Origin of the sequence: Paenibacillus dendritiformis (genome assembly GCF_945605565.1) — a bacterium.
GTDB lineage: Bacteria > Bacillota > Bacilli > Paenibacillales > Paenibacillaceae > Paenibacillus_B > Paenibacillus_B dendritiformis_A.
This window is the reverse complement of sequence record NZ_OX216966.1, coordinates 1,452,193-1,473,566: the sequence shown is the minus strand read 5'-3', so window position 1 is coordinate 1,473,566 and position 21,374 is coordinate 1,452,193. Positions and strand designations below refer to the sequence as shown.

16 protein-coding genes and 1 pseudogene are annotated in these 21,374 nt (G+C 57.1%); 5 read left to right on the top strand and 12 right to left on the bottom strand.

Annotation, left to right across the window (positions count from 1 at the left end; translation table 11 throughout):
• Positions 1-142: 142 nt before the first annotated feature.
• From NNL35_RS06460 to NNL35_RS06420, 9 genes and pseudogenes are all read right to left on the bottom strand, one after another.
• Entirely contained in the window at positions 143-2,770 is a 2,628-nt protein-coding gene (locus NNL35_RS06460; protein ID WP_006675046.1) for a transglutaminase-like domain-containing protein, read from the bottom strand.
• A complete protein-coding gene (locus NNL35_RS06455) occupies positions 2,733-4,076 on the bottom strand; it encodes a DUF58 domain-containing protein (protein WP_254553033.1) in 1,344 nt (447 codons plus the stop codon). The genes NNL35_RS06460 and NNL35_RS06455 overlap by 38 nt, the downstream gene beginning before the upstream one ends.
• Positions 4,064-5,218, bottom strand: a complete 1,155-nt coding sequence (locus NNL35_RS06450) for an AAA family ATPase (protein ID WP_006675048.1) — start codon at positions 5,216-5,218, stop codon at positions 4,064-4,066. Before NNL35_RS06450 ends, NNL35_RS06455 begins: the two co-directional genes overlap by 13 nt.
• 197 nt (positions 5,219-5,415) lie before the next feature.
• A complete protein-coding gene (locus tag NNL35_RS06445) occupies positions 5,416-6,849 on the bottom strand; it encodes a polysaccharide deacetylase family protein (protein ID WP_006675049.1) in 1,434 nt (477 codons plus the stop codon).
• A gap of 428 nt (positions 6,850-7,277) precedes the next feature.
• On the bottom strand, positions 7,278-8,618 hold the full coding sequence (locus NNL35_RS06440) for an FtsW/RodA/SpoVE family cell cycle protein (RefSeq protein ID WP_006675050.1): 1,341 nt from the start codon (positions 8,616-8,618) through the stop codon (positions 7,278-7,280).
• 4 nt (positions 8,619-8,622) lie between these two features.
• Positions 8,623-8,955, bottom strand: coding sequence for a PadR family transcriptional regulator (locus NNL35_RS06435; protein ID WP_006675051.1), 333 nt, complete (start codon positions 8,953-8,955; stop codon positions 8,623-8,625).
• Between the two features lie 645 nt (positions 8,956-9,600).
• Complete coding sequence (locus tag NNL35_RS06430) at positions 9,601-12,414, bottom strand: DUF5704 domain-containing protein (protein WP_006675052.1); 2,814 nt, start codon at positions 12,412-12,414, stop codon at positions 9,601-9,603.
• 538 nt (positions 12,415-12,952) lie between these two features.
• A complete protein-coding gene (locus tag NNL35_RS06425; RefSeq protein ID WP_006675053.1) occupies positions 12,953-14,161 on the bottom strand; it encodes an S-layer homology domain-containing protein in 1,209 nt (402 codons plus the stop codon).
• A gap of 502 nt (positions 14,162-14,663) precedes the next feature.
• Positions 14,664-14,807: pseudogene (locus NNL35_RS06420) on the bottom strand (SDR family NAD(P)-dependent oxidoreductase); the annotation flags it as partial.
• 371 nt (positions 14,808-15,178) lie between these two features.
• Here NNL35_RS06420 and NNL35_RS06415 point away from each other — a divergent pair.
• The 5 genes from NNL35_RS06415 to NNL35_RS06395 all read left to right on the top strand — a co-directional run bounded on the left by NNL35_RS06415 (position 15,179) and on the right by NNL35_RS06395 (position 19,900).
• The gene (locus NNL35_RS06415) at positions 15,179-15,955 is read left to right on the top strand and encodes an ABC transporter permease (protein ID WP_040729881.1); all 777 of its coding nucleotides are present in this window, start codon (positions 15,179-15,181) and stop codon (positions 15,953-15,955) included.
• A complete protein-coding gene (locus NNL35_RS06410) occupies positions 15,952-16,743 on the top strand; it encodes an ABC transporter permease (protein ID WP_254553031.1) in 792 nt (263 codons plus the stop codon). Before NNL35_RS06415 ends, NNL35_RS06410 begins: the two co-directional genes overlap by 4 nt.
• 45 nt (positions 16,744-16,788) lie before the next feature.
• The gene (locus tag NNL35_RS06405; protein ID WP_006675057.1) at positions 16,789-17,757 is read left to right on the top strand and encodes an ABC transporter ATP-binding protein; all 969 of its coding nucleotides are present in this window, start codon (positions 16,789-16,791) and stop codon (positions 17,755-17,757) included.
• Between the two features lie 211 nt (positions 17,758-17,968).
• Entirely contained in the window at positions 17,969-19,177 is a 1,209-nt protein-coding gene (locus tag NNL35_RS06400; protein WP_040729885.1) for a hypothetical protein, read from the top strand.
• Positions 19,178-19,192: 15 nt separating this feature from the next.
• Entirely contained in the window at positions 19,193-19,900 is a 708-nt protein-coding gene (locus tag NNL35_RS06395) for an ABC transporter ATP-binding protein (protein WP_006675059.1), read from the top strand.
• Positions 19,901-19,975: 75 nt separating this feature from the next.
• Here the strand turns inward: NNL35_RS06395 and bcp are convergent, their stop codons facing one another.
• The 3 genes from bcp to NNL35_RS06380 form a co-directional block, all read right to left on the bottom strand.
• Positions 19,976-20,455, bottom strand: a complete 480-nt coding sequence (bcp, locus tag NNL35_RS06390; RefSeq protein WP_006675060.1) for a thioredoxin-dependent thiol peroxidase — start codon at positions 20,453-20,455, stop codon at positions 19,976-19,978.
• A gap of 122 nt (positions 20,456-20,577) precedes the next feature.
• Positions 20,578-20,865: a hypothetical protein gene (locus NNL35_RS06385; RefSeq protein ID WP_006675061.1), complete on the bottom strand. Its 288-nt coding sequence runs from the start codon at positions 20,863-20,865 to the stop codon at positions 20,578-20,580.
• A gap of 51 nt (positions 20,866-20,916) precedes the next feature.
• Positions 20,917-21,363, bottom strand: coding sequence for a hypothetical protein (locus NNL35_RS06380; RefSeq protein WP_006675062.1), 447 nt, complete (start codon positions 21,361-21,363; stop codon positions 20,917-20,919).
• Between the last annotated feature and the right edge of the window lie 11 nt (positions 21,364-21,374).

The window sequence follows — 21,374 nt, the reverse complement described above, 5'->3', positions numbered from 1 at the left end:
CAACCCCTTGCTCTCGCTGGGGGGAACGCAGGGGCCAGGCTGCGAGATATCAGCAAAGACGCCCCAAGGCGAACAGGGCGGCCGACTCCTGCTCGCCGCCCCCTCCGCCTGCCGCTCTCTATTTCAACCCTGCATCCCTGATTCATGTACACTGGCGCAGCACGAATGCGCAGCCTTCCAGGAACCGCTGCCGCACGGCTCTCTCCGCATACCGGCCGGCGAACAGCAGCGCATTGCAGTCGCGGATGAACTGCTGCAGCACCGGATCAGCAGCCGCCGGCATCAGCTCGGGATCGTCGCGCTTCTCGGAAATATACTCGCTCCAGGTCATGCCGCTCGGGCGCAGCCCGTATTTCCGCTCGAGCAGCTGCCAGGCGATCCGGCCCATCTCCTGCAGCCGTTCGCTCTGGAAGCTGCGCTGCTGCAGCCGGAGGAGCCGCCGCAGCTTGCGCTCCGGAGCAAGGCGCTGCCAATGCTTCCGCATGAGCCACGCCGCCAGCAGGGCCAGCCACAACGCACCGATTGCCAGAACGGGCAGGCGGACGGCCACATATCGAAGCAGACCCGGCAGCCCGGCAGCCGCCTGTTCACCGCTGCGATACGTTCCGATTCGGGTCAGGGCCTCCCATTCCGCAGCGAGATGCTGCCCGATAGCGTTCAGCCCCTGCTTCCCGGCATGAAGCGCCGTCTCCCCCCAGCGCCGCATCCGTTCCCAGCCCGACGCCGGAGCCGGGGACTGCAGCGATCGCTCCAGCAGCTCGCGCACCTGCGCTGACGGAGTGAATGCCGCATCGGCGTCTCCATCCGGTGCAGCCGCACCATCGGCCGCAAGTGCCGCCTGGCCCGGTACGGCCGCTATCACCGCGTCCGCCGGAACCTCTGCCGCCGCGGCCATTCCCGCCGGCGGGGTCGCCTCGAACGGCACCCAGCCGACCGTCGGGAAATACACCTCCACCCAGGCATGCGCATCGGAGGCCCGGACCGTATACTGTCCGGGGCCGGTCAGCTCGCCGGGCGCGAAGCCCTTCACCCAGCGCGCCGGAATGCCCTGGGTGCGCAGCAGAACCGCCATCGCGGTCGAGAAGTGATTGCAATAGCCCTGTCTCGCCTCGAACAAGAAATAGTCCACGAAATCCCGGCCAGCCGGCGGCACTTCGGTATCGCTCTTGGTGTAGGTGTATTCCTGGAGCAGGAAGGCCTGCACGCGCCGCACGGTCTCGTACGGCCCCGCCGACCCTTCGGCCAGCCGATCGCCGAGCTCCTGCACCCGCTGCGGGAGCGAGACCGGGAGCTGAAGCTCCTCACTCCATCGCGCCCTCTCTTCGGGCGACAACTTCTGCGCAGCCCGCAGCATCGCCGGATCCGCCCGCAGCACGCGGGTCTCGTATTGATAGGCGAGCCGGGATCCGGCTTGCGCACTCGCGCCGGGAGCATACCGTTCGCCTGGCGGGTCGTAGCGCAGCGTCGTCCCTGCTTGGGCCGGAACCGCCCTCTCCCCGTCCGGCATCCATGTCGTCAGCCGCTCCGGCCGGCCGCCGAGGATAAGCGGCAGATGCGGCGCATAGGCTTGCCAGCGAACCGTCTGCGTCAACGGTTCGGACCATCCCAACACCGGAGAATCGGGAGTCTGCAGCCGCCCGGAACCGTCCACCGTTTCCTCTTGTTCGGTTCCCGCTGACGCCCAGCCCCGGCCGGTATAGCGCGATTTGCTCTCTCCCCGCCAATATGTCGGCTCCGCCGATTCCGCCGTGAACAGGATGCGGGCATCGTCGCGAAGCGCGCCGCCCAGCTCCGTATCGTCCGCGCTGTATCCGGTCGTCCCTATCTTCGCCGCCCGCACGGCCGCGTTCTCTGCCGTCGAACGGGCCGCGCCCCATTCGTTCGCCGAGACGGCCAGCGATTGTGTCCACTCGCGCAGCGAGGGCAGGCTCTCTGGCGGCGTCCAGTCGGGCATCCGGGATAGGCCGAAGCCGATGCCTACGATAAGGAGCGTCACCATCGCCGCTTGTCCCAGCCATCGCACAGGCCGGATGCCGGGTATCTTCGACGGCTCGGTATCCTCGGCCAGCCGCCGGTCAAGATGTAGGCAGGCGGACAGCAGCAGCCCCCAGCCCGCCGCGCGAATGACGGCATCCGTCACATCGAGGCCGTACCCCCATTGAAATCCGAATAGATAGCAGATCGTAGCCACGCTGAAAAACAGCACCGTCCGCCGGGTCAGCATTTGCGCTTGAATGGAGGCTGTCAGCATCGCCCAACCGGCGAGCAGCAGCAAGGTGCGGACTTCTCCGCTCGTCTGAAGCCACTCGCCCTCCATCCACCGTTCCGCATCGGCGGCCAGCGCGGCACCGAGCAATGAGACACCTGCCGTAACCGACTCGCGGATCTCGCGCAGGAGGCCGCCGTCGCTCGCTGCCACATCATGCAGGGAGGCGGCTCCGAACATCCACGCGGTGACCGCGATCGCCGTAACGCTGCGCAGCATGATCGACAGGGTTCGGCTCCGGACGAGCAGCCCCACGGCGAGAAAGATGGCGATTGCCCACAAGAACGGACGGACATCATGCATATCGATATGCGGACCGAGCCGCTTCAACGGATTGAACCATTCGGTGAACAAGGCGAACAGCAGCCCGGTGAAGGCGGCCTGCTTCGCCCATTCGGCCGTGGTCCGCCTTCCGGCAGGCTCGCTGCTGCGGCCGCCGTTCAGCCGCCGCAGTGTCGCTTGGCCGTCACGCTTGGCGGATCGGCCGATATAACGGAAGCGCATCGCTCTCCCTCCTTCCTATACTGGAGCCGGGGGCGGGATGTTCCGTCCAGAGGAAGGCCCCCGATGAAGCCGGCGCTGACGTGGCGCTTGATTGCGGCCAGCGCGCGGCGGTCAGCCAGCCGTCGATCCGCGCCTCTCCCGCCGCGTCTTGCAGCCGGTCGAGCACGGCCGGATCCTCCCGGTAGCTGATCAGCGTCACCGCGCGGATCGGCGTCTCGGCGGCCTGCCAGTATGCAACGCCGCTCGACCCGGTGTCCGGCGGCTGCGGCGCATCCCAGCCGATCGGCGCCGCCGGGCCGGGCCGTTCCGCCGCCAGGGCGGCCAGCGCCTGCCGGACTCCGGCGGCGACGGCCCCGTCGCTCAGCCGCAGCAGGCGAACGGGCCGCCCGGCCTCTGCGGCGGCACGGACGGCCGCGGCAGCGGCGGACAGCACCGCCTCCATAGGCGCGTGCTGTCCGGGCTGTGCCTCCGACCGCCATGGAACGTCATCCATGGCGATGTCGGCCGGGGCGCAGCCGTCCGCTTCCGGCACGCGGACCGCCAGCACGCGCCGCTTGGCGTACGTGCGCCAATCGATGGCGCGCAAGGGCGTGCCTGGCCGGTACGCCTGCAGCTCAACGCCGCTCACTCCTCCGGCAGACGGGGCAGGCACGCCTCCATCTGCCGCATCGGCGGCGCCGGCCAGCGGCGGCGGGGCAGCCTCGTGCGCGGCTCCCGGCGCAGCGTCCGGCAGCGCGGCGGCGTGGACCGGGGGCGGCGGAATGACCAGCACCGGCTGCGGTGCTTCCGCCGCCCCCGGGACGTCCAGCCGCACCCGGCCGCCAAACCAGCCGAACAGGTCGCCATAGGCGAGTTCGGTCCGCGTCAGGCGGTATACGCCGCGCGGCGCGCCCTCGAAGGAGACGGTGTAGCGCGTCTCCGCGCCCCGGCGCAGGAACAGCAAGCGGCGGCATAGCCAGACGCCGCCGTCTCCGCCCGTGCGCGTCCACGCCTCCTCCACCGTCAGCCAGCGCACGGGCCAGCGCTTCGCGCCGCTTATCGCCACGCGGAAGGCGAGGCTGCCGGCGGCAGCTCCCGGCACGACGCGCTCCGCCTGCTGCAGCTCATGAACAAGCCGGATGCCTGCGAGCTTCCGGCCGATGACATGCAGCCGCACGCCGTTCAGCAGCATGGCGCCCAGCACGGCCGCCAGGAAAAGCTCAGCCGGACTGTTCCGCGCCCAGCCCGCCGCGGCCAGCACGGCGCAGCCGGCGGCGGTGAGCAGGAAGCGGCCGACCGGGATGGCGGGGCGCTTCACCGGAACCACCCGCCGAACCGGAACCGCCCGGCGGCCGGCTGGGCGGTTCCATCACCGGCTAGAGGCACCTGCACCATCGGCGCGGCACCGGCGGCCGGGATCCGCCTCTCTTCCCGGCGGGAAGAATTCGCCGCGGCTCTGCCGCCGCCGGTCTGGGCCGCCGGGAAGACCGGAACCGGCGTTGTGCGCAGCACCTCGGCGACGACGTCCGCTTCCGTCGTGCCGGCAAGCAGCGCCTCGCGCTGCAAATGAAGGCGGTGCGCCAGCACCGGATGCGCCACCGACTTCACGTCTTCCGGAAGCGCATAGGTGCGCCCCTCGGTCCAGGCGTGAGCCTGGGCCACCCGCATGAGCGACAGCGTCGCTCGCGGACTGATGCCCAGCTTCACCGCCGCGTGCGCCCGGGTCGCATGCGCGATGTCCGCCATGTACTTGCATAGCGCCGCATCGAGATGCACCTGGCGGATCCGGCGGACCAACAACTGCCATTCCTCCGGCGTCCAGAGCGGCTTCACGCGCGCAAGCGGCGATTCTTCCTGCTGATGGAGGAGCATGTCCGCTTCCTGCTCCGCCGCCGGATAGCCAAGCGACAGCCGCATCGCGAAGCGGTCCATCTCCGCCTCCGGAATCCGATACGTGCCTTCGAAGGCCAACGGATTCTGCGTCGCAATCACGAAAAAGGGCTGCGGCAAGGCGCGCGTCGTTCCGTCCACCGTCACCGTCCCTTCCTCCATCGCTTCCAGCAGCGCCGATTGGGTCCGTGCCGGCGCGCGGTTCAGTTCGTCGGCCAGCACGACGTTGCCGAATAACGCCCCCTCGCTGTACCGCAGACCGCCCGAGGCCGGCTCCCATACCATGCTGCCCGTAATATCGGCCGGCATCATGTCCGGCGTCATCTGAATGCGCCGGAAGCTTCCGCCTGCCGTTCGCGCCAGCGCCCGGGCCAGCAGCGTCTTGCCGACGCCCGGCACATCCTCCATCAAAATATGCCCGCCCGACAGCATCGCCAAGCCGGCCAGGCGAATGACTTCCCTTTTCCCGGCGACGACTTGCCCCATCCGGTCCAGGAACGCCGGCCAGCCCCGCTCCGCGAACGACGCCAGCCACACATCCTGCTCCGCAGTGCGGTCCTGATGTCCACTCCATTCCATTCGTAGATTCCCTCCTCTTAACCTATCAGCACCCTTATTTCCACAAGACGATAACAAGACACAAAAAACCCGGAACGAGTCCCTCGCGTGCATGCACGTTCGATGAACCGTCCCGGGCCGTTCTATGAATCAGTATCGCCCAAGCTGCTAGATTGTAAACCTGCGAGAGGCTGCTTTTCCAAGATGATAGAAAAGAGTCATACATCCTCCTGCAAAGGAGTTAGTTCGTATGCGGTCAGATTGATGCCGAACGCATTCAGCACGTCCCGGAGCGGCACCCAGGTGAGCGACCGCTCGGTTAGCGCCTTCAACGGCAAGGCCTCTTCGTCCTCATCGGCAAATACAATCTGCTCGACGGTCAGATCGAAGCCTGCGCCCTTCCCGTTCCAATCGACTTCCACCCGGTTCGCCTCCGCGTTCCAGCGCACCGTTCCGCCCAACTGCTGCACCAGCATCCGCAGCGGCACATACGTCGTATCCTCATGGCTCAGGAACTGATCCGGCTCCAAATGTAGGCTGCCCTGATCGGTATGCACATCCATCACCATCTTCGGTTCGGGCTTCATAGGCCCGGATACGTTGACCGGCTCGACGTTCCCTTCAATCCAAGCGCTGCTGACCGGGGACCGAGCCCAGCGCTTCGTGGAACCTACATGGAATTGAACCGGCTCCACCTCCGGCGATAACACGCCGAACGTATAGCCTTTGTCCTTATAAAAGCGAATGATCTCCGGCAGCGCCTTCACCGTCTCCCCATGTCCGGATCCATCGTGCATCAGCACGACCGTCTCCTCCAGCAGCGCTCCTTGCTTTACCGACGACGCAATCTCCTTCGCAGGCACGCCCCGGCGCTTGGAATCGCCGCTGTCGACATGCCAGTCATAGACCAAGTACCCCGCTTGCTGCATCAACTCGAAATACTGCTTATCGAAATTCATTGCCGTTCCGCCTGGCGCCCGCACGAGCCGGGGCTCATAGCCCAAAATATCCTCCAGCACCTTGCCGGTATCGCGAATCTGGCGCCAAAATTCACGGAAGCTGCCGTACAGCTCCTTATATTCATGATTATAGCTATGATTGCCGATGGCATGTCCCGCTTCCGCAATGGTCTTGACCATCTCCTGGTCGCGCTTCGCATGTTGACCCAACACGAAGAAGGTGGCCTTCACCTGCTCCTTGGCCAAAATATCAAGCACATCCTTCGTATGTACGCTCGGGCCGTCATCGAACGTCAAGTAGACGACCTTGTCCCGCTTCTTCTCTTCCACGCCCGGTGAGGGCTTCCCGGTATCCGGCTTCTTCACCGCAGCCAATTGCATGGAGGCCTTGCCGGTTACGGAGCCATTGCCTCTAGCGGATAGAGCGGCGACCGCTTCTTCCTTCTCTCCGCTCTCCGGCATGGACACGGCCTCGCTATAATCGGCACGCGCGGCTGCCGCCTCCGCGTTATATGCCATCGGTACCGCCTGATGAGAAGCAGGCGAAGCGGCGTAGGCGACGGGCTCCGACGCTTCCTTCGTTCCCCAAGCCGTCCATAGCGCAGCGATCATTAGCAAGGCGCATACGGCCGTCGACAGCCGCCCTATCCAGCCTTTGGTTTCCTTCCACAATCCCGGTGCTTCCTTTTTCATCCGAACGTCCCCCTCTTTTCGTTACTATTCATGAAAGCCCCCATGCAAGCGCGGATCAGGGTTATGACAGCCTGTCCCTTCTACACCGCAGCATCGCCGAATTCAGGCGCCGCCCAGCCAGAATGCCCCGCCCTGTCCGCGATTCTTTTGCCTGCTCGAGAGCATTTGCGTTCTCCATCGTTCTGATAGATTATATGAGCCTTGCGAGAAAAGATGACACCATAGATCGGCAGCACCTCCTTCTTGCTCGCTTCATGCATCCATTGCGCTTCTAGCCCAATCCGGCATGCAATCGCCCGCCTTCCGTTCTATCCCGCCGCGTCTATCATCATACGCCGCCCCAGCACCGTTGACAACGTTTTCCTTGGAAAAATAAGAATCGGCAACAAAAAAAGCTCTCCCGTCGAACGGAAGAGCGTAGTATCGAATTATGACGTTTGCGGAAGCATGTCTTTCCGCCGGTAGATGCCGGAGAAGAGTCCGAAGAGAGACATCCACAGCAGCATTCGGGTGCCTCCGTAGCCGAACAGCGGCAGGTCCAGGCCATTCATCGGCACCAGTCCGAAGAGGCCTCCCAGCGCCAGCAGGAAATGCGCCCCTGCCAGCACCGCGATGAGGCGGGCAAGCCCCCGGCCAAATGTTTGGCGAATGCTGAAAGCCGCCCTGTACACGCTGTAGAGGAGAACTCCCATGGAGCCCAACAGCAGCAGGCCCGCGAACCACCCCGCCGTATGAACAAGGTAGATGCTCAAATAATCACTGTAAAGATAAGGCAGGGCGAGCGTCTCACCGTTCCCTTGCCCGAACCATCCCGCATGCTGCACCGCTCTGTTAATCTCCTGCATGACAAAGCCACCATCAGAATCAGGCTCGACTGCGCCTCCAAGAAATGCAATCCATTCCTGCATGCGGCGTCCGAATACGAAGCGGACCGCATCGGATGTCATCCACAGCAACAATCCCCCTCCCGCGGCACAAGCAGCGAGACTCCACCATACAACCGGGCGGCAGCGAAGCTGCACAAGCACCACGATCATGCCAAGTCCATAAATGAGCAGTTCCTTGTAGCAACCGTCGCTCACATACAACAGCACCGGCAGCACGATCAACGCATACGGCATTAGCTTGGCATACCTCCTGGTTCGTGCCGATCGGTCGCTGAGCATCGCATAGATCGCAATCAGGAACAGAAAAGGACTTAGCAAATATACATCAATGGACACTGGGCCTATCATCAGAAAGCGCATCCCGTTAATGTAACCCCCGGTCCACCCCGTCCAAACAAGCAGGATCGCCATCACCCCATACATCCAGGGAGCGAGGCGCCGCAGCTGGTGGTAGTGGATGAGCATCCCAGCTACGAAGCAGACAATGCCGAGCAGGAGATAGATGATAGATTTGGTGCCTAGTCCAGCCGAATTCTGTCCGCCCGGTTCGCTCTGCAGCAGGAACAGGCCGAATAGGCTGAACCCAATCCATATCACCAGGCTGACCCACAGCAGCCAAGGGATATGCGGGCGATGAATCCGGTTCATATGCTCGGCCACAATGGAGGATGCCCCCATGTGGCGGACCGCTTCACGCGCAGCTTCGTCCTCATCCATCCCGCGATCCGTATGCTCTTCCATTCGGGACAGGAGATGATCCCTCAGCTCCGCCTCGATCTCGGGCTTCATCTCCTTCGCTTTGATGCGTCTCAGCACATCCTGCACGAACCGTTCGGCTGCCTCCGGCATGCCGCACGGGATGTCTCGCTCTGTATCCGCCATTCCCCTACACCTCCCCCAGCACCCTGTTCATCGTCCCGCTGAACAGGCGCCATTCTTCCGTCTTCTCTTGCAGCAGGCTGCGACCGGCATCAGTTATGCGGTAATATTTGCGCGCCCGCCCCGCCGCCTCGCTCCAGTAGGCCTCCACCTGCCCGCCGCTCTCCAGCCCGTGAAGAATCGGATAAAGCGTGCCTTCCTTCAAGGTGAACAACCCGGAGGAGGCCGTTTCGAGCCGCTTTGTCAGCTCGTAACCGTACAACTCCTCCTTCTCCAGCATCGACAATACAAGCAGCGCGGTGCTGCCCTTCAACATTTCCTTGCTTACCTTCGGGTTCATCGCTTCCTCCTTCGCAATCGTAATGCAGTAATAACCTAATACATAGATTTACTATATATCATATATCTATGTATAAGAAAATGCAATCTCTAGTTCCAGTTGCTTCATGTTCGGAGCCTTTTGATCGCTCTCCCTTTCACTCAGGGTGCCCGTTGCTTAGCTTCTATGCTTCGCTGTCTTTATCATCACTCTCCCAATCAGTCAGGCTTGATATTTTCCATAGCTGCTGTTCACTTGCCATCGAAGCTGAACACTTTCTTCGCTGAGCACTTTCTGCAGTTAGTCAGTTTTCGCTGTCATCTTGCACTACATCTTCCCGCTTCCGCCCTCTCCCCTACGCTTTCTTTTCGTGAATGCCCGCCCAGTCAGGAGGACTGAATCTCGATTATTTGCACGTCATCTCTTGGTTACCGGGAGAATCAACATTCCTGAACCAAGGAGATATTAAAATAAGCCGCTCGGAGACTTGTTCTTCCTGAACGACAGGGATATCGATCATAAGAGGCAGAGACCCACATGTTACGGCTTCGAGCTGCCAGCTCAAGACGACGCCTCTCATCCCGAACTCCTATCTCCAGCGCAATTAAAAAAGAGGCGGAAGCAACGCGCTTCCACCCCCAAGGTATTACAATCAATTCTAATAGGCTAATGCGGCACCATCGCTCCGAAATCATCCCGGCTCGACAGGTTCGCATGGTAGAACAGCACATCCCCGTCCTGCAGCACGAAGGTGTGGCCGAACGAATCCCGAATAGTTCGTTCGAACCCTTCCAGCCGCCACTGGTTCATCAGCGGCGCCTGAATATATTGCAAATGCGGGGCTGCGGTGCGGCCATCCCGAATTGACTCGATATTGAAGTTCACGATCAGATAGCCGTCCCGCAGAAAGATCGGCGACTTGTCATGCAGTCCGCCATGCGTGCGGCCATACTCGGCGAAATCCGTTCCCGCTTTGACGATATAGACCCCGGCAGGCAAACTGTACTCGCCGTACCACTGCTGGATTGATGCATTCGCCCGCTGGGCGTCGACCGAATCCGGAAGCTTCGACTTCGGCCCGCTGAACGTGCGGACCCCCTCCGGCAGCAGGAGCCCGCCGTAGCCGCCGACCGGCGTTTTCCGCTTCGTCCATTTCTCAATGTACTGGTCGATATACGCTTGACGGCTCAAGTACGTTCCTTGTCCTTCACGGTCGTACTTGTAGCTGGCGGTATCGATCAGTTGCTCCGTCGGCACGTTGCGCAGCCGCTCATTCAGGATGACATAACGCCCGACCTGATCCTCCTGCGATCCGATGCGGATGAAGTAGCGGTCATTGCTGTGGTAATACAAATCAACCGGGAAGCGGGTCTTGCCATCCTTGCTCGCGTAGTAGAAGCTTGGCGTAATGCGAATACTGTCCTTCGGACCGAACATATTGCCCTTCGTCTTTAGATCGAATTTGAAATGATATCCCGTCTTCACCGCCACATTGCGGTAGCCCTGCAGCGGATGACTGCCGGGCCGAATCGGCAGCGTATACGGCGCCCGGTTCCCGCGTCGCTCCCCATCGATCCCCTTCTCCCCGACCCAGTAGGAGGCGCCGGTTAGCTCATGGCTGCCGGCCTGCTTACGGAACACCTTCTCCCAATTGTAATCGACGATATCAGTCAGCCGGAAATCATAAAGCCGGCCAATGACTTCCACCTCGACCACGTCGGTGGAGACATGATTTTTCAGGTCGGTATTGGCATTCGGCTGCGTATCGAGCTGCACCGGAGCGTTCTCGGCAATGGTGCGGAACAGGACGGAATAATTCCCTTCATCGACCCACACCGGCAGGAAGAACGTCGTATCCAGTTGGTTCACCGGAATATCAATCCAGGTCCGCTTCGGAATGAAGCGGCTCCGGTCCCCGGAGTATGCATCGAACGGGAACCACACCTGCTTCGTGCGGACATATTTTGCATAATCCCGGTTGCCGTACCCCGGATAGGAGACATGCTGCCCGCTCGTCGGCAGGCGCACCGTGAACGGCCGCTCCAGAATAAGCGCCGCCCGGTTCGGGCTCGGCTTCGTCTTCTGGTTATGCGCCCAGTCATCCGACACGGAAGCATACGTCACAACCGGAGTATGTATGGTGACCGGGTTGATGCCTGGAATCGGGAATTCCTGATCCGTGCCGCCATTAATCTGTTCGGGAAGCAGCTTATAATAAATCGTACCGCTGCTCGATAAATTTTTCGCGTTCACTTTATCTCTATGTATCAACAACCGATTTTTATATAAGGTGTTTTCACCTATCGTGGTTGGAGACGGAATGGCTCCAGGAGAGGCTCCGTTTTCATCCACGGCTTGCCCTGACATAATGGTCTTTCCCTGAAAGACAAGCGAATCATTTTGGACGCGAACTTTACCAGTCGCCTTCTCGGCAGCAGCTTTGAATTCGCCTGAATAGTCCGGTACATCTTTGCCGACGGTCTGCGAAGGGAGAACGACACTCTGTGCTTCTGGTTCCTTCACGATTCCGCCTTGCTGCTTGAAACGATAATCTGGTGGCGTATAATTTTGGGGCTCTAAGGTGACCCCTCCGTTCGGCAAGGCTATATTCTGCAGCTTTGCTTCTTGGATCTTGTAGACTTCCAGATTATCAATTACCCAAAAAGAATACGGGCGCTCAACGGTCACGACATCGATGACGGTTTCCTCTTCTTCCTTTTCTTCTTGCGTAGGTTTCCCCTCATCATCTGTCCCTGGCTCTTTCCATTTCTTGATAAACATCTTTTCCACAGGAACTTCAAACGTACATCTACCGCTCATCTGCACAAACGAACTCTTGAATAAGTAATGATAGGCAAAGGCATTAGCGTAAAGGTGTTCGGATGTAGGGATGCCCAGCAGCACATCGAACTGCTCACTTCCCCGGTTATCCGCCTTGATCACTGCACTCGCCTTTGGATCCATTACCTTGTTGGGGATTTTCGTCCCGGGTTCGGGAACCGTACATGAACCGGAAGGCTCCGACGGATCCGGTTTACCCGGAGGACCTTCCTCAACGGAAATAGTTACGGAATCATATATATAATACGGGTAACTCTTCCATTTGGCAGTTATCTTGGCAGTTCCTTTGCCGACAGCCGTTACCTTGCCATCAGGCCCTACCGTCACCACAGAAGATCGATCTGAACTCCATTCCAATTGTTCCGTCCGACGGGTGATATCCAGCCAATTCGTAAAGCCTGTCATGTCATATTCCTGAGTCCTGACCTCTACCTTTAAGTTCTTGGTCTCTCCGATTTTCATATTTGCATCAGACGAGACACGCAGCTCTTTCGTCTCCGTTACATAGCCCTCAAAGTCTGCTTCAAGATAGACAAAGTAATGAGCCTGATACTTCGGTTGACCTTGATGCCCCGTTTCATATTTGCGGTATATTGAAACAAGATGGCTATGACCGGTAGTTGTATTAAGAACAGCCACGAGTTGCCCCTTGGTGAATTCAGGTTCACCCTTCGGAGTAAAAGAGCTTTGTGTTTCTTGATATTTCAGATTAGTTAGCCCGAGTTCCTTAACATGCTCTTTTTTGAATGCATGATTTTTTCTATCCTGCAGACTCTCTGGAGCATAGTTATACAAATTTATTCTGTCTTTCACTGCAGTGTCTCGGGGAAACTTTCTTCCCGTTCCATCGGTGCCAATAGCTGTGACTGTTTCGACACGTTCGCCATCTTGGGTAACGGCAACCCATTGGCCCCTATCCCCTTCGGTCCAGACTGTTTTTGGATTGGGGTAGTCTTTACCCGTTACAGTTACTTGAATCTTTTGAGTCTTAGAAGCTAAACCTTCTGGGATTACTTTTATTCCTTTATCTGGATAACCATTTTTCCAAGGTATAAACTTTTCAATTTCCGGAGGCTCATCCGAAGCTGTGACAAGGTTAGGACTATAATTGCTAAAGGAAATTAACAACAATGACAGGACTAAAATGATTGTAACTGCTTTTTTCATGTTGTCTCCTCTATTTTGCCACCATCAATAATGAACCATCATCAAATTTAGCGCTACCGAGGTTATCTTCTTCCGTATTATAGTATTTTACAACCCATAGTTTTACACCTGAAGAATGCTGGGCAAAGAATTGTATATCCTCCATAACGGGAAGGGTTTCATATCCATATTTTTTGTATTGATTATTATGTATTGCAATTCCCCCCATCAAGTTTGTTATTCCACTAGCATAATGGTCCACACCGAATCCCTTTGTTTTTGGATAGATTGTAAGTTCTATAAATAGCGGAAACCTCCCCTTGTTCTTTTCAAAAAACTTCTTGTCGGTTTCATCCAAAAACAGGTCACCATAGAAACTCTTTTCACTCCAATTTTCTACGTTCACTGCAACCATCCGATGAAAAACTAACTTGCCAGCATTATTTTTAAACGTTCTCGTCTTTCCTGATGAGTTTGCCACACCCAATGCTTCAAACGGCGTCACAACCTCCAAATTGTTCTTCTCCGTCCCCACTGCCCGAAGCTCATTCAGAGCTGGAAAGGAATCTGCCTTCTTGTTTGCAACCTTCACGAACCGCAACAGAATGGCCGAGGTCTCCGCGCGGGTCGTTGTGTTGTTCATCCCGAAGGAGCCGTCCGGGTAGCCGCTCATCAGTTTGGTGCCCATCGCTACCGCAATATGGCCGGCTTTGGTCGCTGGAATGCCCGGTTTGAAGTATTCTTTGACCGGAATCAGCGTCTCCTTCGTATCCAATAGCGCTTGCTTGTAGTCTTCATCCAGGGCGGCCAAGCCAGAGCTTAACCAGACGGCCATCTCTTCACGGGTTAGCGCTGTATTGGGTTTAAAGCCATTTGGGTAATTGTTCGGATCGATGAATCCCAAAGCAACCGCTCTCTCGACTTCTTTCTTGCTCCAGTGATTGTTCAAATCGCTAAAGACATTTTCTAGTTCTGAGGAAGGTTCCGTTTTCGATACCCGTGACAGCAAGGAAGCGAATTCGGCCCTTGTAATCGTCGCGTCCGGTTTAAACGTTCCATTGCTATAACCCTTGAAATACCCTGCATTGACGGCGGCATAAATGGAGTCCTTGGCCCAGTGGGTTGCCGATACATCCTTGAAACTCATCGCCTTAGCCTCTTTTGGCGATGTACCGAACAATGCAGGAATTGCAAAAGCCCCTATCACTAGAAACAGGATTACTCTTTTCATTGACTTCATGAATGATCACTCCCACGATAAAGTAATGTTTGACCCTCATTCTAAAACTTTCAACTTTGCCGCTTGAAGGGACTGGCGGAGAATGTCTTCTCATTAGACTCCTTTAGCATTCATCACCCCAAATACTCCATTAATGGAATTTATTTGATTACCCATTGCGTAATCTATCGACGGAATAACGTCCGTATTTTAGGAAAAAAAACCACAATTCCCAGGGCGATGGCATGCCGTTCGGCCCCTAAAACACAAAAAAAACCCTCAGCCAATAGAATTAGCATCGGGTTCTTCCCATCATGTCCTACGTATTCACATTGAATCCTGAATTGCTTATATTATACAATATTTTCTTCTGGATAGCGAGTCTTTATTTTTTCTCCGACTGGCTCCAAAAAAATCCCCGCCTGCATCAGGCGAGGACTTGATGGAAGGCGATTTCCGGAACGTTCCCGGTCATCTTGATCGTCTCTGGAAGCCTGCCGCAAGGTTCGTATTGAAGCCGCCTGCCGAAGCCCTGCTCCTCCATCACTTTCAATACATATTTCATACCGAGGAAGACGCCCTTGAAGTTGGCCGCTACGACGCGGTCGAATTCTTCTTCAGAAATGTCCGCGAACAGGAATGGCTTCTGGCCCGCATTGTTGAAGAATTATATGAAGTGAGGTACGACTGACTTATTTGACGGTTCCTTCCTGCAGATAGAGTTTCGCGATCATCCTGGCATAATATGCATGCAGATTGGCCAATTCCTCTTCGCTGAAATCTATCCTTCCACAGCGATTCGGTCAGCCGGCCATATTTCTCGTTCACCGCTTCCAGCAGCTCTTCCCCTTCCGGGGTGAGCTCGAGCAGAATGAAGCGGCGAATTCCTTAGCACAACCAAAGCAAGGAACAGCGAATAAAAAACGCTTGCCATCCTTCCGCAACCTCTGGTATGATATTCCTCGCTCTCTCAAAACGCATTTCGCTCCCATCGCAGTGTAGGCACGCCGCTAATCATGAAGATGCCGGAGGTGTTGAATGCTTTTTTGGACGCTAGCACGTAAAATGTACCTCAGCAATTTGCAGTACCGGAGTGCGCATCTTGTGCACAACATCGCCAGCGCTCTGTTCGGTCTCATCTATGTGTCCGTGTGGACAGGGATTGCAGAAGGCCGATCGCTGGGCGAATATGGATTGAACGGCATCATCAGCTATGTCGCGTTCAATCAGGCGAGCTTGTGGGTCGCCGCTTTTCTCAACAACGGACTCGGCATGGAGCAGTCCGTGCGAACCGGGCAGATTGCCCTCGATCTCGTCAAACCCGTTCATCTGTTCTATCATCTGATGAGCAAGGAATGGGGGCAGATCGCTTATCAGTTCGTGTATAAGTTTCTTCCGATTTACGCGCTTTATTTCTTCGTATTACCGCTTCACGTCCCCTCATCCGTGACTACGTACTTGTGGACCGCTGTTGCTTTGACGCTTGCCGCGTACATTTCCATTTGCCTGAACTACCTGATCGGAGCTCTGGCGCTCTGGACGACCGAATCGCGTTGGCTCTACTGGGTGAACTATGCCTTCAGCATGCTGCTGTCCGGCTTCCTCATCCCGATTGAGTGGCTGCCTTCTTGGCTTGCCGCCATCAGCGAAGCGTCGTTCTATCCGTTCCTGCACTATGTGCCGACGCGAATCTACCTTGGAATGGAAACGCCCGCCGCGTTGACAGGCTCCGTCATCTGGTGCGCTCTATTTACCGCTCTATGTCTCGCCGTTACCGGGATCATGAGACGGAAAGTGGAGGTGCAAGGCGGATGACATGGATTCGCATGTACGCGCTGCTCGTGCGCGCAAGCATCCGCAGCCGGATGCAATACAAATTCAACTTTTGGTTCTCAACGCTTATGGCTGCCATCATCAGCGTAGTCGAATTTCTTATGCTTGCGGTCATTCTGCTCAAATTCGGCCATATCAAGGGCTGGACCCTGGCAGAAGCCGGCTATTTGTATGCCGTCCTCTCCTTGTCCAAAGCCATCTACCGAATGTTCGCCTCCGATGTGCACCACCTGGAGAAATATTTGGTCACCGGCACGCTCGACGGCTTGCTGCTCCGCCCGATACCGATCCTGCTGGCGCTAATGTCCCAGAATTTCTCGATCCGCCTGGGCGAAGTGGTTCAAGACACGGCCATTCTCGCCATATGCATCGGCACGCTGATGCAGCAGGGGCAGATTACATGGACGGCGGTGCCGCTTACGCTGATCGTCATCCTGTCGGGCGCGGTGCTGCTCTTCGCCATCGGCCTGCTGACGGCGTCCTTCGGGTTCTGGATTACGCGCATCGAGGAGCTGCAAAACATTACCGAGGATGCGGCCCGCACCGCGGCGCAATACCCGATGAGCATTTATCCGTCATGGCTCCAGGGGCTGCTGCTCAGCATCATTCCTGTCGGATTCGCCAACTATGTTCCGTCTTTGTATATTTTGCGGAACAGCTATGGCATCTGGCTGATCGGACTGTCGGTGCTGATCGCGGCCGGCCTGTTCGCTCTCGCCTTGCGGGTATGGAGAATCGGCCTGGCCCGGTATCAGAGCACGGGAAGTTAGCGTTAGGCAGAGTCAAGCATAGAAGGATGATAAGGGGGTTCAACCGTGATTACCGTGACTGATTTACACAAGCAATTCCGCCGTTCCGCTCCGAAGGAAGGGCGGTTCAAAGGCGTGCGGACGCTTCTCTCTCGCGACTACGTCGTGAAGGAAGCCGTCCGCGGCATCAGCTTCCATATTGAGAGCGGCGAGTTCGTCGGCTATATCGGCCCGAACGGCGCCGGCAAATCGACGACCATCAAGATGCTCTCCGGCATTCTTCATCCGACCTCGGGAGAAGTAAGCATATTCGGGCGCAATCCGCACCGGGAACGAAGGCGGGTGACCCGCAGGCTGGGCGTCCTGTTCGGACAGCGAACCCAGCTATGGTGGGACTTGCCCACAGCGGATTCATTCGATATTTTGACCGCGATGTACGGCATGGACACGGATGCGGCGCAGCGGAGGCTCGGGATGCTCCGCGAGCTGCTCGGGCTGGATGAATTCCTGAAGACGCCGGTCCGGCAGCTGTCGCTCGGCCAGCGGATGCGGGCCGATATCGCGGCCGCCCTGCTGCATGACCCGGATATTCTGTTCCTCGACGAGCCGACGATCGGGCTCGATGTCATTGCGAAGCGGAGCATCCGCCAGTTCCTGCGGACGATTAACCGCGAGCTGGGCAAGACGATTCTGCTCACGACGCACGACATGGATGATATCGAGCAGCTCTGCGAGCGCGTCATCGTTATCAACCATGGCCAGATCGGCTTCGATGGCTCGCTTGATCAATTGCGCAAGCGAATCGGCTTGCCGACCCTCATTCGCGTCACGTACCGCGAGGGCGCGGCTTTATCCGAGGAGGTGCCGCACCCGCTGCGCTGCCGCTCGCTTGCCGGCGACACGTTGACGGTGGAATGCAACCGCGAGGAGCTGAGCGCGATGGAGGCGCTGCGCCTGCTCGAACGGTTCGGCGAGATGGAGGATGTTCATATGGAGGAGCCGGATTTCGAGGATATTATCCATCGGGTGTATTAGATAGATCGCCAGTCAGAAATTAGCCAGCAGAAGCTTGACGATTCTGCTGGTTATTCTCGTTTATTCTATTTTCCCAGAAAATGCTACAATGGAATTGGAAAAGTAAACCTTGCGTATCGAATCTACGCGCTTGACTGCAATGGGATGGGAGTGATCGGGGATCTCAAGCTTTCAACTATACAAGGCCGTCTATCTTTCTCGCGTAAAACAGATGGCACGGCGCGATATCGTGCTGCTGCTGGTGATTCTGGCTTTGCTCCCCCGCGGGGCGTCTCAACTGACGGCCATGCTGGCATCCAGTCCGTTCCCTTCCGTCTATATCGGACTGGGAAGCTGGCTGATCGGTTTCATAACGGGCATCAGCTTGTTTGCCGCCAGCTCCCATGTGGCGGAGGCTCGCTTTCTATGGTCATCGGGACGGGGAGGTTCCTTTTTGACCGCCTATTCGCTTTGGAAAAAAACGCCCTTCCTGCTCCTCCTCGCGTGGATCATCATCGGCCAGCTCATGTGGACCCCGTCACATGCCGACATGTGGCTCTGGCTCATGCTGATGCTGCTTGGATTCTCTTACGCGGAAGTGAGCGGGTATTCCTATAGGTCGGGACGCCTTGCCTTCCAATGGCTGACTGTGATGTGGCTGGCCGTTAACCTGGCGGGGGTAGTTCTTCCCCTTGCTCTTGCGGCACGGATGCTTGGCGCGGCAATCATCATAGCGCTCCAATTCCTGTGCGCGTTCCGGGCGGCGGAATACGCCTGGCCGCAAGTGATGCGCTCGACGCTTCCTGCAGAGACTGGCGCCAAGACACGCATGCTGTCCCATTATCCGCTGTTCCGCAAGGAGCTTTACTTGGTGACCCGCTTCAAAGACGTTGTTCCCTTTCTCTTCTGCATCTTCGCCTTGGAGCTGTTCTGCTTCTATGCTGCCGCTGACAGTCCCGCGGTCATTCCAATAGGCGCCGGCCTGCTCATCTGGCTGGCTAATGAGATTTGGACGGTGAGAGGCTTCGCGAATGAAGGCAGAGGGCTGTCCTTGTATACGGTTACCTTGGATGCATGGCGTACGATGTTGTCTGCGAAATGGCTTTTTTATTGGACAATGGGTGCAAGCATCGCCGCTATTCATTACCTTGGATGGCAGTTCGGAATAGAGCGGTCCTGGACCAATTCGATGATGCTCTTCCTCAAGAGCACCTTTCTTGCTTCTACACTTGCCTCTTTTGGATTGTTGGCAGGGTACCGCTTTACGTCTTCCGGCCGCATCACTTTGGTTGGACAGCTAGGGATTACCCCAAGCATGATTCTGCTTCTGTATTTGCATCAATTGCATTTTGTTCTCTTTATTTTATCCACCGCAGTCATTCAGATTGGTTTTATCCGGTTATACCGCACCATTCCTGACAAAATTCCTGCAAATGGTTAAGGAGGGATGCAAGCGATGGGCAAGACAGAGCCTCTCTCGCTGCAATTACATCGCATCGGCTATGCCTACGGTAACACCCCCATCCTGCAAGAGATAGATTGGACCCTGCAATCGGGAGAAATAACGGTACTGCTCGGCCCGAACGGTGCGGGCAAGACGACGCTGCTGCATCTCATTGCCGGAATGAATCAACCGCAGCAAGGCAGCATTACGCTGAATGGCCAGGTTCTGAGCTGGCAGGATCAGCGCTACAAACGGCGCGTCGGATATATGATGGAGTTTCCTTTCCAGTACCCGTTTTTGACCGTCCTTGAAATGATGAGATTAAGCGGCCGACTGCGCAATGTCCCCAAAGATTTGCTAGAAGAGCGGATGCAGCACTGGCTCAAGCAATTCGGGCTGCAATCGTACAGCGGTTATCCGATAGGCTCCCTATCTCAGGGCACGGCCAAAAGAGTGGCGCTGGCGTCAACGCTGCTTCACGAACCGGATATTCTCCTCCTGGACGAGCCTACCAACGGTCTGGACCCGGATCAAGTCATTACGGTGCGGGATACGCTACAGATGTACTGCGCCAAGGGCGCTCTCATTCTGCTGTCGACTCACATCATCGGCCTGGCAGAGAAAATCGCGCACCAAGTCGCTATTTTACGGAAAGGGCGCATTGTGTACGCCGGCAATCCGACGGAGGATGTCGAAAGCTTATATGTATCGCATGTGTAAACCCTGCTGCGGCGGCACCCATGCAAAAAAGCGGCTCCATGTCCTCCCGGGCCATGGGCCGCCTTTTACATTCACTTAACCTAGCTCGCGCACCGCCTCAAGCACCTCTTCCGTGTGCCCTTTCACCTTCACCTTGCGCCATTCCTTCGCCAGCTTGCCCTCCTCGTCGATCAGGAAGGTCGAACGAACGATGCCGTAATACTCCTTGCCGTACATCTTCTTCAACTGCCATACGCCGAACAGGTCGGCCACCTCATGCTCCGTGTCGGCCAGCAGCGGGAACGGCAGGCCGTGCTTATCAATGAACTTCTCATGGGACTTCACGTTATCGGGACTGATGCCCAGCACGACCGCATTGTATTTCTCGAAGTCGCCGTGATAATCGCGGAAATCGCATGCCTCCTGCGTGCAGCCTGGCGTCATATCTTTCGGATAGAAATAGAGCACGACCTTCTTACCCGCATAATCGCGCAGCGATATATCGGCGCCCGTCGAGGACGGAAGCGTAAAGTCCGGCACGGCTTGTCCGAGCTGGACTTGATCGGATGATGTCATTTGCAGCACTCCTTCCCGGCAGCCAAGACTGCCGTTGCATGATGCCTCTAGCTTACCATTGAACGCCGTCTTTTTCAAAAAACAACCAATCCGAAAAGCGCGAGCCCTCGTCTCTCCACCCGTTAAAAGTAAATGGTATCTGCGGCCGGCTCCACCGGCTTCGGAATGACCTTCGCGACTTCCCGCTTGAACTTCACCACGTTCATCCAGTCGATGAACTGCTCCGCGCCAAATACATTCACATATCCGCGAAATGTCACTTGCCCGTTCTCGATGACTTCGTGGTACTGCCGGAACGGATGATTGCCCTCCAAATTCCGCAAGAAATCATCAAATTCGCCTTGCAGGGCACGGATGTTGGCGCCGACCTCGTCCGGGCAATCGATATAAGTGAATTGATCGTGATACACGATAATTTCGATAATGATAGCACTCCCCTCCTTCCGCCTGTCCTGTTCTGCTCACGGCAACGTCATCTCAGGATGTTCAAGCTCAAGGATATGAATCCCTTCGCTCAAATTCAGCCCCACACAACGTGCAAAAAAATATCGAATCTCTTGCTCCTTCGTATGGTAGACCAAATATTGATGGTAGTTCGCCAGCAGTTCCTCGGGAGTCGAACGTATCTCGATTTCAAAAGTCGATTCTCGATAGGTTGGCCCCTGCCCTTCGCCCGTCAAACGGTGGCCTCTCTCCGACATACCGATGTCGGCCACCGCGCGGATGATCGATAGCTCTTCCCTATTCACTGCTTCCAGCAGGTCCGCATATTCCTGCTTCAACTGCGCCAGCTCCTCCAGATTCCCCTCAGGTCTGTCCTCCTGCCTCGCTTCCAGGATATCGATGCTGCCGCTATACTCGATAATCCGCTTCATCAGCGGCAATAATTCCTTCGCCTTCGTTAACATATCGTCCCTCC